Here is a 13,786-nt window from a genome sequence, read left to right as displayed (position 1 = left end):
CCCCGCGCGCCCCCAACCGGCCGGCGCGGCCCCGCCCACCTCACAACCCACCCGGGCGCGGTGACCGACACGGTCACAGCGCCCGAGTGGAGCGATGCCTGAGATCAGGCGCTGGCGCCCTCGCGCTCCGCAACCAGGTTCAGGGCGATGTCGACGATCATGTCCTCCTGGCCGCCTACCAGCTTGCGCTTGCCCGCCTCGAGCAGCAGCGTGCGGACGTCGATGCCGTAGCGGTCCGACGCCGCCTCCGCGTGACGCAGGAAGCTCGAGTACACACCCGCGAAGCCGAGGGTGAGGGTCTCGCGGTCCACCCGGACCGGCCGGTCCTGCAGCGGCCGGACGATGTCGTCGGCGGCGTCCTGCAGTGCGAGCAGGTCGCAGCCGTGGTCCCACCCGTAGATGTCGGCGACAGCGATGAACGGCTCGATGGGGCAGTTGCCGGCGCCGGCGCCGTGTCCGGCGAGCGAGGCGTCGACGCGGGTGACGCCGTTCTCCACGGCCACCACGGAATTGGCCACCGAGAGCGACAGGTTCTCGTGGGCGTGGATGCCGATCTCGGTCTCCTCGTTGAGGATCTCCTTGTAGGCACGCACGCGGGCGGCGACGTCGGGCATCGTCAGGCGGCCACCGGAGTCGGTGACGTAGACGCAGTGCGCGCCGTACGACTCCATGAGCTTGGCCTGCTTGGCCAGCTCCTCGGCGGGTGCCATGTGGCTCATCATGAGGAAGCCGGAGACGTCCATGCCGATCTCGCGAGCGGTCTCGATGTGCTGCGCGGAGACGTCGGCCTCGGTGCAGTGGGTTGCGATACGGACCGACCGGACACCGAGGTCGTAGGCGCGCTTGAGATCGTGCACCGTGCCGACACCCGGCAGCAGCAGCGTGGTGAGGCGGGCGCGCTCGAGTACGTCGGCCGCGGCCTCGATCCACTCCCAGTCGGTGTGCGATCCCGGGCCGTAGTTGATCGACCCGCCGGCGAGGCCGTCACCGTGGGCGACCTCGATCGCGCCGACGCCGGCCGCGTCGAGGGCGGAGACGATGCGTCGCACGTCGGTCGGGCTGATGCGGTGGCGCACCGCGTGCATCCCGTCCCGGAGAGTGACGTCCTGGATGAAGAGGTTGGGCTTGCTCGCCGGGGGGGTGGTGGGCGTACTCACTGGGTGGCTCCCTTCAGCTGGGCGATCCGCTCCGCGATCTGCAGGCCGGCGGAGGTCATGATGTCGAGGTTGCCCGCGTAGGCAGGCAGGTAGTGCGCGGCGCCCTCGACCTCGAGGAACACCGACACCTGGTGGGTCGGGCGGTTGCCGTCGACGAGCAGCGTCTCCACCGGCTGGTCGGCCGGGATCTCCGTGATCTGCACCTGCTGCTTGAGCCGGTAGCCGGGCACGTAGGCCGCGACGTCGCCGACCATCTTCTCGATCGACTGCCGGATCTCGTCGTGGACGGCGGGGTCCGGAGCGTCGACGAGGCAGAAGACGGTGTCCCGCATGATGAGCGGCGGCTCGGCGGGGTTGAGGATGATGACCGCCTTGCCGCGCTTGGCGCCGCCGACGGAGACGATCGCCTCGGAGGTGGTCTCGGTGAACTCGTCGATGTTGGCGCGGGTGCCCGGGCCGGCCGACTTGGAGGCAATGGAGGCGACGATCTCCGCGTACGCCACCGGCACGACCCGCGAGACGGCCGCGACCATCGGGATCGTGGCCTGGCCACCACAGGTCACCATGTTCACGTTCGGCGCGTCGAGGTGCTCACCGGCGTTGACCGCGGGCACGACGTACGGGCCGATGGCGGCCGGCGTGAGGTCGATCATGCGCTTGCCGAGCGGGGCCAGGCGCGCGTTGTTCGCGATGTGTGCCTTCGCCGACGTCGCGTCGAAGACGATCTCGATCTCGTCGAAGTTCGGCAGGCCGACGAGGCCCTCGACGCCCTCGGCGGTGATCGGCACGCCGAGGCGTGCGGCACGCGCGAGTCCGTCGGACGCCGGGTCGATGCCGACCATGGCACCCATCTCCAGATGCTCCGAATTGCGCAGCACCTTGATCATCAGATCGGTGCCGATGTTGCCGGATCCGATGATCGCGACCTTGACCTTGCTCATGCTTCCTTCCCTTCTACGAAACGAGCGGTCACGGTGCCGAGTCCGGACACGGTGACGGTGACGGTGTTGCCGGCGCCGACGGGCGCCATCGGGCCGAGGGCGCCGGACAGGATCACCTGACCGGCGAGCAGCGGCTGACCGAGTTCGCGGGCCGTGCGGGCGAGCCACACCACGGCCTCGATCGGGTCGCCCAGGCAGGCGGCGCCGTTGCCGCTCGACACCTCGCGTCCGTCGACCTCCATGGACATGGTGACCTCCACCGGCTCGACCTCGTCGAGGGTGCGCCGCTCGGTCCCGAGGACGTACACGCCGGAGGACGCGTTGTCGGCGACGGTGTCGCCGAAGCGGATGTCCCAGTTCTCGATGCGACTGTCGCAGATCTCGAGCGCGGCGACCGCGTAATCGATCGCGCCGCGGACTTGCGCCGCGTCCAGCGGACCCTCGATCAGGTCGGCACCGAGCACGAACCCGACCTCGCCCTCGATCTTGGGCTGGATCAGGCGGCTCATCGGGATGTCGGCGCCGTCGGCGAAGTCCATGTCTTCGAACAGGACACCGAGGTCGGGCTGGTCGACACCGAGTTGCTGCTGGACGGCGACCGAGGTCAGGCCGATCTTGCGGCCAACCACCTTGGCGCCGGCCTGCTGCCGGAGACCGTTGACACGATTCTGCACGGCGTACGCGGCGGCGAGGTCGTCGCTGCCGATCAGGTCCCGGACCGGCGCACAGGGCACACCGGCCGCGGCGGCGGACGTGAGACGGTCCGCCGCGGCGGCGACATCGGCCTCCCGTGCCGGGACGGCGTTCGTGGGTTGGTTCATGCCACCACTGTGGCGGTCGACGGCTCCCTGAACCAGGCTGTCGTCTCACTCAGCGATACACTTTTCCGGTGGCGGACACGGCGGACCTCGATACCGTGCTCGGCAAGGCGGTGACGATCCTGCGCGCCTTCCGAGCGGACGACCAGGTGCTCGCCCTCGCGGACCTGGTCCGGCGGACGGGACTGCACAAGGCCACGGTGCATCGACTCGCGGGCGACCTCGTCGCGAACCGACTGCTCGACCGCGTCGACGGCGGCTACCGGCTCAGCGGCGGCCTCTTCGAACTGGGGATGCGAGCGTCGCTCGAACGAAGCCTGCTCGAGGTGGCGATGCCGTTCCTGCAGGACCTGTACGAGCGAACCCACGAGACCGTGCACCTCGGCGTACGGGAGGGGCACGACGTCGTGTACATCGCGAAGATCGGCGGCCACCGCCAGGCGAAGTCCCCTTCCCGGACGGGTGGACGAAATCCGTTGCACTGCACCGCAATCGGAAAGGCACTGCTGGCGCACGCCACTCCGGATATCCAGCAGGAGGTGCTGTCGTCGCCGATGGCCCGCCGCACCGCGCACACCGTGGTGGCGCCCGGGCTGCTGCGCCGACAGCTGACCCGGATCGTGGAGACGGGGGTGGCGTTCGAACACGAGGAATCCGCACTCGGCCTCACCTGCGTGGCCGCTCCGGTCCTCGGACAGGGCGAGGAGCCCCTCGCCGCCATCAGCGTCACCGGACCGACCGGCCGGTTCCGGCCGGAGACCCAGGTCGGGGCCGTTCGCGCCGCGGCCGCGGGACTGGGCAGCACCCTGGCCCGACGCGAGCGACTCCGATAGGGGAGTGGGCGCCGCCCGCTACGGGTGCGGGGTGCCCGCACCCGTCAGCACGAACTCGCACCAGCATTCGAGGCCGTCCGATCCGGCCCGCACCGCCAATGGCGCCCGCCCGCCGGTCGCCCGCAACGCCGCCCGGTCGATCGGCCCGGCGATTCCCGGCAGTCCCGACACCGGGACCAGCCGGGCGGCGAGATCCCGGTGACCACGGGCCCGCACGATCGCGTTCAGGTATCCGGCCTCACCCCGCGCCTCCGCGAACTCACACACCCCCGGGACGACGGTGGTGATGTCGAATCGTCCACCCGCGCAGGTGATCACCGTCCCCCGCAGGTTTCCGACCGGTATCTCCGGCGAGTACCCGGAGTAGCAGCCGCTGCGATCCGCCTGCCACAGGTCGATCTCGGCACCGGAGAGCGGGCCGACCCCGCTGCCCCGGACCACCCCCACGATGCGCAGGGGTGTTCCGGGTTCGCGGTAGCGGACCGACAGGTTCGCCCGCCAGGGCAGCACCGGCCGCGCCGCCAGATAGAACTCGCGGTCGACATACTCGCGGAAACCGGCTGTCGCCGAGACGGATTCAGCGGTTGCCGAAGTAGGAGACATCGTCGTTGCCGATCAGATCGGGCACCGTCCAGCCGTCGAGGTCGTATTCGGACAGGCACTGCTCCGCCAGGCCCTTCATCGAGCTTGCGACGCCGCGGTTCTCCGCCGCGAAGAGCAGCTCGGCCTTGACGTTCTCGTGGTTTCCGGAGTAGTTGCGCTCGTACAGTTCGTGCCGGCCGCCGAACTCGGTGCCGATCGAATCCCACAGGGCCTTCATGACCTTCACCCGGTCGACCGCGGTGATTCCGTCCGAGCCGCGCACGTACTTGTCCAGGTACGGCCGCACGTCCGGGCTCTTGAAGTCCAGCGAGCTCGACGGCAGGTAGATCAGCCCGGAGGCCACGTCCTGCTCGATGATCTCCTTGATCCGCGGGTAGCCCTGGATCATGAACATCCGGTAGGTCAGGCCGTACTCGAGCTTCGGGATCACCGCATCCCCCACCCACGGCTCGGGGTCGCGGGCCATCGACTCCGTCAGGGACCAGAACAGGTTGCGCCAGCCGATCACCTCGCCGACCCGGGTCTGCACCCCCCGGAAGCCGCCGGCACCGGTGGCCTCGAGCGCCTTCATCAGCAGGCCGGCGATGAAGTCCAGCTTGACCGCGAGCCGAGTGCAGCCCTGAAAGGTGAAGCGCGGCAGGAACCCCGACTGCGGGAAGAAGGAGTTGATCCGGTCCACGTCGCCGTACATGAAGACGTTCTCCCACGGCACCAGCACCTTGTCGAAGACGAAGATGGTGTCGTTCTCGTCCATCCGGCTCGACAGCGGATAGTCGAACGGGCTGCCCATCACCGCGGCGTGCTCGGCGTAGGAGGACCGGCAGATCAGCTTCACGCCGGGTGCGTCCATCGGCACCGTGCAGATCAGCGCGAACTGCTTCTTCTTGATCGGCAGTCCGTAGTGCGCGATGAAGTTGTAGTTGGTGATCGCCGAACCGGTGGCCACGACCTTGGCGCCGGAGACGATCAGGCCGGCGTCGGTCTCCTTCTCCACCTTCATGAACACGTCCCCGACCTCGTCGGGCGGCAGCTGCCGGTCCACCGGCGGGTTGATGATCGCGTGGTTCCAGTACAGGACCTTCTCCTGGGACTCGCGGTACCAGCGCTCCGCGTTCTCCTGGAACGGCGAGTACAGCTCCTTGTTGGCGTGCAGGGTGCCCAGGAAGGACGCCTTGTAGTCGGGGCTGCGGCCCATCCATCCGTAGGTCATTCGCGCCCAGGTGGCGATGGCGTCGCGCTCCTTGAGCAGGTCGTCCGACGACGTGGGGGTCTTGAAGAACGGCATCGTCACACCGCCGTTGCCGGTGTCGGTGGGTGCGGTGAGCGTGTCGACGTGCTCGCCGGTGTGCAGCGCGTCGTAGAGGCGCGCGGTCATCCGGATCGGGTTGCGGAACGCAGGATGGGTGGTCACGTCCTTCACCCGGTCGCCGTGCAGCCAGATCTCGCGGCCGTCGCGCAGGCTCTCGATGTACTCGTCCCCGGTCATCGGCCGAGTGGCGAAGTTCGCCGTCGTGTTCGCGTCCGAACCGGCGGCCGGGTTGACCTGCGTCGGGTTGAACTCGGTGGTGGTCATGGTGATCCTTTCGTCGAGCAGTGGGTGCGACTCAGCCGATGGGCTGCGGACGCAGGGGAGTGAACGAGGTCTTGGCGTCGAACCATCCGCTGTGCGGGTCGTCCTGACTGCAGCTCCACGCGAGGGTCGCGGACGGAGCCCCCAGGTCGTGGAAGGTGCTGCGGTAGAACAGAAGCGGGTCCCTGCCGCTGGTCTCCGCGTCGACGATCTCGCCGATGAAGATGAGATGGTCGCCGCCGTCGTACTCACGCCACGGGACGCACGAGATGGTCGCGGCGGCGCCGGCCAGGACCGGCGCGGTCGCGCCCTCGACCCAGCGCGGCTCGGAGCGCTGGGGACGGCCGGCGAAGTGCATCGCCGTGTCGACCTGGTCGGCAGCCAGGATGTTCACCGCGAACGGCGCGGCGCTGAGATATCCGCAGGCCTTGGACTTACGCGTGAGCGTGACCTGGCAGAGCCGCGGCTCCAGCGAGATCGCCGTGAACGCGGTGACGGTCGCACCGTGCGGTTGGCCGTCGGAGTTCCGGCACGTGATCACGGTGACGCCGCTGGCGAACTGACCGAAGATGTTCCGGAGCTGACGTTGCTCCATGATGTGAGACCTCCGATTTCCGGGCTGCGCCGTGGTGGCCGGCCGCTGAGGTGATGACGAAGGTAGGGCCAGTACTGCGACCGGTCGATCCGCTGAGCGCGGAGACCATCCGCATTGCGCACCCGATGAGATCTGCGTCTCACGTGCACCTGGAAGTGACGCACGCGGCAGTGTTCAATTGCGGATACGGACGCACAAACCGCCACGCAACGGCCCGTGCAGGTTGGGAGGTTCAGCGAGAGATGTCGATCGAGACCCGCAACACGGCCGACTGGGACGAGGCGTCGCACGCGGTCGCGGACGCGTACTTCCCGCACACACTGACCCCGCTGACGCGAGACAGCGCGGCGGACATTGTGGTGCGGGCGGCGAGTCTGGGCCCGCTCCGAATCGCCCGCATCGGCTGGGGCGCCGACGTGACCGTTCAGTCCGATCATCCGGGCGCATTCGGGGTGAATATCCCGCTGTCCGGCAGCCTGGAGTCGGTCATCGGGCGCGATGTGGTCGTCTCGACCAGCGGGCTCGCGACGGTCTGCCCGCCGGACACCTCGACGCGGATCACCCGGTGGACACGGTCCTGCGAGATCATCGGCGTCCGGATCGACCGGGACGATCTCGAGCGCGAGATGCGCCGCATCCTGGCACGTCCGGCACAGCGGCTTCCGCCGCAGATCGACCTGACCACACCGGCCGGGGCGAGCTGGCTGCGGTTCGTCGAGTCCCTCTCCGATCAACTCCTCGACGCGCCCGGCCTGCTGCACAACGACCTGGTCGCACGGCAGCTCTTCGGTGCGGTTACCACCGCCTTCGTGCTCGCCGCGGTCCCGGACGACGGGGCCGGCTGCGTGGCGCGGCCGCGGATCGTCAAGCGGGTCCTCGACGAGCTGCACGGCGATCCCACCCGGCCCTGGACCGCGGGCGAGATGGCCGAAGTCGCCGGCGTGAGCGTGCGCAGGCTGCAGGAGGGCTTCCGGCAGTACGTCGGCCGCAGTCCGTCGGAATGCCTGCTGGACATCAGGCTCGAACGGGTGCATGCCGACCTCCTCGACGCGCAGCCGCACGACACGGTGACCGATGTGGCCCTGCGCTGGGGATTCACCCACACTGGCCGATTCGCCGCCGCCTATCGGCACAAGTACGGCGTCCCGCCGTCCGCGTCCCTGCGCGGTACCTGACGGGCGCGGCCTCGCCGCCCGCTCCATCGCCGTCGTTCTCAGCGTCGGTTCAGCCACCTGTGTCTACGGTCTGGCGTTGTGAGCGAGACAACGAGATCCGAGATCGTCGCGACCCCGGGCGTGATGCTCAGCAAGGTGCCCGAGATCACGGTGTGGTTCTGGGTCATCAAGATCCTGTGCACCACCGTGGGGGAGAGCTTCGCCGACTGGATCAACATGACCCTCGGCGTCGGCCTGAACGCGACCGCTCTCGTCTTCACGGCAGTACTGGCCGCGGTTCTCGGGTGGCAGTTGCGACTCAACCGCTACGTACCGTTCGTCTACTGGCTGACGGTGGTCGTGATCAGCGTGACGGGCACGCTGTACACCGACATCCTCACCGACAATCTGGGCGTTCCGCTCGCGGTGAGCACGGGCGTCTTCGCGGCGGTGCTGGCCGTGGTGTTCGGCGTGTGGTTCGCGCGCGAGCGGACCCTCTCCATCCACAGCATCGTCACGACGCCGCGAGAGTTGTTCTACTGGCTCGCGGTACTGGTCACCTTCGCCCTGGGTACCGCGGCCGGCGACTGGACCCTCGACCTCACCGGCTGGGGACCGGGTACCGCGGTGCTGCTGCCGGCCGGGCTGATCGGCCTGGTCGTGATCGGCTGGCGGCTCGGGGCGAACGCCGTGCTGTCCTTCTGGCTCGCGTACATCCTGACCCGCCCGCTCGGTGCCAACCTCGGCGACTGGTTCGCCTCCCCGTCCACCGAGCACGGACTCGGCTTGGGTACCGCCCTCACCAGCGCGATCTTTCTCGTCGCGATCCTCGCCACGGTCGTGTACCTCACCCGCACGCGCAGCGACGTCGTCGAAGAGCACGACCGGACCCAGACGCCGCCCGCGCGTCCGGAACGCGAGCGGATCATGCTCGGCTACTACGCCGTAGTCGCTCTCGCCACCGGCGCGCTGCTCGTGTGGGCCGGCGGGCAGCCGCATGCAGCCGCGGCGAGCGAGGAGGACACCGGCGCGGAGTCCGTGACCGCAACGCTCACTCCGGGTCAGACGACCGCGCACTTCCCGGCGGCGGAGACAACGCAGTTCCGCACCACCGCGCAAGACACGCTCACCGACGTGCAACGCGGCGACCAGACCGGAGCCCGCGCCCGGGCGAAGGACCTCGAAACCGCGTGGGACGACGCCGAGTCGACGCTGCGTCCCATGGACACGGCCGCCTGGCATGTCCTCGACGATCGGATCGACAGCGCCCTCCACGCGGTGCGCGCCGGCAAACCCGATCCCGCGACCGAGACGCAGACCCTGACCGCGCTGTTGACGGCCCTTCAGTGAGAAAGCGGCCGAAAGCAACTACGGTGCAGCGACTCTCGCAGTCGAACGAAGCACTCACCGGGTAGATCCCGTCGCTAGGCGTCGGCGGCAACCCGCGCCTCCGTCGTGGTGTGCCGCCTCCGGTACCGGCGGTCATCTCACAGCCGGGCTCCCTCATGCGAATGGCGCGCGCGACGAGCCGGACCATTTCCGGCGAGGCCCTTGTTCCCGCTCGGCCCGGAGCAGACGTGGGACCTCGTCTTCGGTAACCGGATGCCGCGCTCGGTCGAACTGTCCGACTCGCTCGTCGGGGTCGAAGACGACGAGATGCGGGCGAACGGAACTCCGCGGTCCGTGATGCTGACCCGCGTCGGTCCCAGAACGATGCACGGCACCTCCGACCGCACGGTCAACGACCGCCCGCGCAGCACCGTCAATGCGGTGCTCGACAACCCCTTCGGGGGGTGTCGACGAGATGGACTTCCGGCCTGAGGGGCCGAACACGCGGGTGTCGTTCTGCTGGAGGATCGAAGCGGCGAGCTCGTTCGCCCGAATCATGCTGCCGGCTCTCGCACCGCTGGTGGCCCGCTCACCCCGGGACAACCCGCACGATCCTTGATGGCAGCGCAGGCGCGGAACGGCGGCGCGTCGCGGTGGAGAAAAGGGAGTACCAACTCCCTTCCACTTTCAACATATAGCCGACCGGGGGGCTTGCCGCAAGACCCGGGTAGTCCCGCAGAATCGTCAACCCAAGCCGGAATCCGGGCAATCGGAAGCAACGAAGGCGCCGGGCAAGCTGGGAAGGGCCGCCCGCGCCCGGGCGAATCGCGCTGGATCGTCGATCCAGGAAACAGTAAGGGGCACATGCCAACTCAGGGTTACGACGACGAACTGATGTCCGAGCGAAACTATGTCGCCGGGCTGTACACGCGGCTCGACGCCGAACGCGCGCGAGTGAAAGGGAGGTACGCCGCGGCGTTGCGGGGGCCCGTCGACGTCACGAACGGCGGGACGCTCGTGGAGCGCGATGCCGCGGTTCGTGCCCTCGCCACAGAGGTCACGCGGCTGGACGTGGCGGACAACGGACTGTGCTTCGGCAGGTTGGACACCCTCTCGGGCGAACGGTCCTACGTCGGCCGGATCGGCATCTTCGACGAGGCGAACGAGTTCGAACCGCTGCTGCTCGACTGGCGGGCGCCTGCGGCGCGCGCGTTCTACGTCGCCACCGCCGCGAACCCCGAGGGCATGAGCCGACGCCGCCAGTTCCACATTCGCGGGCGCCACATGGTCGACTTCACCGATGAGGTCCTCGGCCGGCCCGGTGGCAGTGAGCGCGGAGGCAGGGGAGACGCAGCCCTGCTCGCGGCGGTCAACACGCCACGCGGTGGCGGGATGCGCGACATCGTGGCGACCATCCAGGCCGAGCAGGACCAGATCATCCGGCTGGATCACCCCGGGGTTCTCGTCATCGAAGGCGGCCCGGGCACCGGGAAGACCGTGGTGGCGCTGCACCGCGTCGCGTACCTGCTCTACACCCAGCGGGAGCGGATGGAACGCCACGGTGTGCTCGTGGTCGGACCCAACCCGGCCTTCCTGAACCACATCGGGCGGGTTCTGCCGTCGCTGGGCGAGTCCAATGTGGTGCTCACGACCACGGGCGATCTCGTGCCCGGTTTGCACGTCACCGCCGAGGACACTCCGGACGCCGCGCGGCTCAAGGGCTCGCTGAAGATCCTGGACGTGCTCGCGGCGGCGATCGCCGATCGGCAGCGCCTGCCGGAGGATCCGCTGCAGATCGAACTGTCGGACGCCGTGGTGCGGATCGACGCCGAGACCGCGGAATGGGCCGTCCAGGAGGCGCGCGCGAGCGGACTGCCACACAACGAGGCGCGTGCGGTATTCGGCGACATCGTCACCTGGGTGCTCACCGAACGGGCGATTGCCCGGATCGGTCGGGGCTGGTTGACCCGCAAGGACCGTGAAGCGTGGGAGCAGCTGCGGGCAGACCTGACCGACGAGCTCGCGGACAACGACCGGTTCATCGCCGCACTCGACGAACTCTGGCCGATACTCACACCGGAAACACTACTGGCACAGCTGTATACGTCTCGCGAACGGCTGCGCGCGGCGGGCGCCGAGCCGGCGTTGTGGCGCGCCGACGGGGACGCGTGGACGGTGTCGGACGTCCCGCTGCTCGACGAACTCGTCGACCTGCTGGGCCGGGACAAGGCGGTGGATCAGACCGCCGAAAGGGAACGCAAGGCCGAGGCCGAGTACGCCGCGGGCGTGCTGGACCTCATGGTCGGCCGCGCGGACCACATGGACGACGAGGACCACCTGTTCGCCAGTGACCTGCTCTACGCCGAGGACCTGGCGGACCGCTTCGTCGAGCGTGACAGCCGGGACCTCGCCGAACGCGCTGCCGCGGACCGGGATTGGACGTACCGGCACGTCGTGGTCGACGAGGCGCAAGAACTGTCGGAGATGGACTGGCGGGTGCTGATGCGGCGCTGCCCGGGCCGATCCTTCACGGTGGTCGGCGACCTCGCCCAGCGCCGGTCCGCGGCGGGCGCGACATCGTGGGGCGCGATGTTCGAGCCGTACGTACCCGGTCGCTGGGCCTACCGGTCGCTGTCGGTCAACTACCGCACGCCGGCGGAGATCATGACCGTCGCCGCCGCGCTGCTCGCCGAGTTCGCGCCCGGCGTCAGACCGCCGGAGTCCGTGCGCGCGTGCGGCGAGCGGCCGTGGTCCAGACGGGTCGGCGAGTGCGAACTGGACACTGCCATAGAGGAGTTCGTGCGGAACGAAGCCGGTCGCGAGGGCACCAGCATCGTGATCGGACCACCGGGCGTGCCGGGCACGGTGGCGGCCTCGGCGACGAAGGGCCTCGAGTTCGACGCCGTCCTGGTGGTGGACCCGGAAGGGATCCTCGCCGACGGCCCGCGCGGCGCGGCCGAGCTCTACGTCGCCCTCACCCGCGCGACCCAGCGTCTCGGCGTGTTGCACCGGGGACCGTTGCCGCAGGCCCTGACGGGACTCGCCGAGGCCGGGACATCCGCCCGGGCCGAGAGGTTCGTGTAGCGATCCCGGCGTCGGGTCCGCTGGTGTTCAGAGCAATCCGCCGTCGAGGGAGGCCAAGAGTGCCGGCTCGGGATCCGCTGCGGTGGACGCGTTCGCCGCGGCGACGACGATCACGAGCACCGCCACCAATGCCGAGAAGACACCGAACGCCCCCAACACGCGCCGGGTCCGACGGTCGGACGACCGTGTTCCGGCGAACCTCTTCCACAGGACCACGCTCGCGCCGATGAGGACGGCCGCCACCACCACGGCAATCACGGCCATTGCCAAGTGATATCGAGCGAAATCACTGATCATCACGTCGAGCGCGGGCGGGGCCTGGCCACTCCCAGTCGGGGGGTCGGCCAGCCCCTGCCTGACCTGACCGAGCGTGTCGGCGAGTTCGCCGTCGGCTTCGCCGACCGGCAGCATCGACAACAGCGAAGCGAAGGGCGACACCGCACCCTGGACGTTGGCCATCACCGCCGCCAGGGAGAGCAGCGCGAGCATCGTGGCGAGAACACCGCCCGACGCGAGGGCGGCCCTTCTTCCCACCGCCAGATCGCCGGCGGCCAGGAAGGCCCTCCAGAGAAGGATGCCGAGCGCAACGAGCACGACAAACAGGATCGCCGCGATCACGGCCTTGGCCACGTGGTAGCGGAACCAGTAGTCGGCCACACCGTCCAAGCTGGGAGAGAAGTCGCGGCCGCCGAATCTCCAGTACTCGACGAACGCGCCACGGAGGGCTTCGACGAGGTCACCCTGGTCGGAGAAGCCTCCGCCCGGTCCGATCGCCGCCAGCGCGCGCGGGCCGACGAGGAAGGCGACAACGAGAGCCGCAGCGAGAGCGCCGAGCACGGCGACCGCGCGACCGGAGGCACCCGCGAACCGAGACGGGATTGGGTTGCTGTGCAAGGAGATTCCTTCAGCTCGATCCTGTATCTGCTGTGGGCCGGCCGGTGCCTACCACGCGACAGGCGCCATCGGGGCGAGACCGAGATCGGCGAGCTCGGCCGCGCCACGGGCGGCGTGCTCGCCACCGGCGAGCACCCTGGTCCGTGCCGACTGGTAGCGGCACCCGGCGGCGTCGAACGCAGCCGCCGTGGCGAGCAGCCGCTGCCGGTCCGCGGCGAGCAGCGCGTCCGCCCGCTCCACGATCGCACCGGCGACGGGGTTCCCAGCCACGATCGTGCGGGCCTCCAGCAGGCGCTCGCCGGCGTCGGGGCTCCCGGCGAGCACGCCGGCCTCGGCGCGAAGCGCGACGTACCAGTGCAGCCAGATCCACGTGACCCAACGCCACACCTCGCCGTGCGCGGCGGCCATCCGCTCCAGCGCCTCGCCGGGCTGTCCGCGGTGGAGCAGGACCTGCGCGTCGAAGATCGCACCGTAGCCGTCGGCCTGCCCCGGTTCGCTGCCGAGCTGACGCAGCATCGCGCCCCATTCGCGCCGGGAGTCAGGGTCGTCGCGCAAACCGTGAATCATCGCCACTCCGGCCACCGCCGGGCCGAGCACCGACCTGGCGGGGCTGCCCGCCCGCTGCCACGACTCGAGGAACCTGCCACTGACGGTGAGCACCTCGTCGGCGTTGCCGGCCATCGCGTCGGCCACCAGCAGCCAGCTCGTGGCACGGTGGCCGACCTCCGCCAGCAGCGGATGATCCGCGAGTTGCCGCGCCCACCGACGGGCGCCCGCGAGGTCCCCCGCGCCGAGGCCGGCCTCGGAG

At 69.6% G+C, this 13,786-nt stretch carries 10 protein-coding genes and 2 pseudogenes; 4 read left to right on the top strand and 8 right to left on the bottom strand.

Translation table 11 applies throughout. The annotated features are described in order from the left end of the window. Window positions 1–104: 104 nt before the first annotated feature. The 3 genes from dmpG to ACFXGJ_RS20800 are packed head-to-tail and all read right to left on the bottom strand — an operon-like array spanning window position 105 to window position 2,919. On the bottom strand, window positions 105–1,157 hold the full coding sequence (gene dmpG / locus ACFXGJ_RS20810; RefSeq protein WP_378624092.1) for a 4-hydroxy-2-oxovalerate aldolase: 1,053 nt from the start codon (window positions 1,155–1,157) through the stop codon (window positions 105–107). Then, complete coding sequence (locus ACFXGJ_RS20805) at window positions 1,154–2,098, bottom strand: acetaldehyde dehydrogenase (acetylating) (protein WP_378624089.1); 945 nt, start codon at window positions 2,096–2,098, stop codon at window positions 1,154–1,156. The genes dmpG and ACFXGJ_RS20805 overlap by 4 nt, the downstream gene beginning before the upstream one ends. Next, the gene (locus tag ACFXGJ_RS20800) at window positions 2,095–2,919 is read right to left on the bottom strand and encodes a 2-keto-4-pentenoate hydratase (RefSeq protein ID WP_378624087.1); all 825 of its coding nucleotides are present in this window, start codon (window positions 2,917–2,919) and stop codon (window positions 2,095–2,097) included. Before ACFXGJ_RS20800 ends, ACFXGJ_RS20805 begins: the two co-directional genes overlap by 4 nt. Window positions 2,920–2,987: 68 nt before the next feature. Between ACFXGJ_RS20800 and ACFXGJ_RS20795 the strand changes: the two genes are divergently transcribed. Further along, a complete protein-coding gene (locus ACFXGJ_RS20795) occupies window positions 2,988–3,749 on the top strand; it encodes an IclR family transcriptional regulator (protein WP_378624085.1) in 762 nt (253 codons plus the stop codon). Window positions 3,750–3,767: 18 nt separating this feature from the next. Here ACFXGJ_RS20795 and ACFXGJ_RS20790 read toward each other — a convergent pair whose 3' ends face one another. Genes ACFXGJ_RS20790 through ACFXGJ_RS20780 form a run of 3 tightly spaced genes read right to left on the bottom strand, consistent with a single transcriptional unit; the run spans window position 3,768 to window position 6,517 of the window. Then, window positions 3,768–4,352, bottom strand: a complete 585-nt coding sequence (locus ACFXGJ_RS20790; RefSeq protein WP_378624082.1) for an intradiol ring-cleavage dioxygenase — start codon at window positions 4,350–4,352, stop codon at window positions 3,768–3,770. Further along, on the bottom strand, window positions 4,327–5,925 hold the full coding sequence (locus tag ACFXGJ_RS20785) for a 4-hydroxyphenylacetate 3-hydroxylase family protein (RefSeq protein ID WP_378624074.1): 1,599 nt from the start codon (window positions 5,923–5,925) through the stop codon (window positions 4,327–4,329). The genes ACFXGJ_RS20790 and ACFXGJ_RS20785 overlap by 26 nt, the downstream gene beginning before the upstream one ends. A 31-nt stretch (window positions 5,926–5,956) precedes the next feature. Then, complete coding sequence (locus ACFXGJ_RS20780) at window positions 5,957–6,517, bottom strand: flavin reductase family protein (protein ID WP_378624072.1); 561 nt, start codon at window positions 6,515–6,517, stop codon at window positions 5,957–5,959. 242 nt (window positions 6,518–6,759) lie between these two features. Between ACFXGJ_RS20780 and ACFXGJ_RS20775 the strand changes: the two genes are divergently transcribed. From ACFXGJ_RS20775 to helR, 3 genes and pseudogenes are all read left to right on the top strand, one after another. Next, on the top strand, window positions 6,760–7,692 hold the full coding sequence (locus ACFXGJ_RS20775) for an AraC family transcriptional regulator (protein ID WP_378624070.1): 933 nt from the start codon (window positions 6,760–6,762) through the stop codon (window positions 7,690–7,692). A gap of 78 nt (window positions 7,693–7,770) precedes the next feature. Then, on the top strand, window positions 7,771–9,021 hold the full coding sequence (locus tag ACFXGJ_RS20770) for a hypothetical protein (RefSeq protein WP_378624067.1): 1,251 nt from the start codon (window positions 7,771–7,773) through the stop codon (window positions 9,019–9,021). An 843-nt stretch (window positions 9,022–9,864) separates the two neighbouring features. After that, window positions 9,865–12,103: pseudogene (gene helR / locus ACFXGJ_RS20765) on the top strand (RNA polymerase recycling motor ATPase HelR); the annotation flags it as partial. A gap of 8 nt (window positions 12,104–12,111) precedes the next feature. Here the strand turns inward: helR and ACFXGJ_RS20760 are convergent. Then, the gene (locus tag ACFXGJ_RS20760; RefSeq protein WP_378624065.1) at window positions 12,112–12,741 is read right to left on the bottom strand and encodes a hypothetical protein; all 630 of its coding nucleotides are present in this window, start codon (window positions 12,739–12,741) and stop codon (window positions 12,112–12,114) included. 285 nt (window positions 12,742–13,026) lie between these two features. Next, a pseudogene (locus ACFXGJ_RS20755) lies at window positions 13,027–13,786 on the bottom strand (ATPase); the annotation flags it as partial.

This window comes from Rhodococcus sp. NPDC059234 (genome assembly GCF_042754225.1).
GTDB lineage: Bacteria > Actinomycetota > Actinomycetes > Mycobacteriales > Mycobacteriaceae > Rhodococcus_G.
This window is presented reverse-complemented; position numbering and strand designations above follow the sequence as displayed.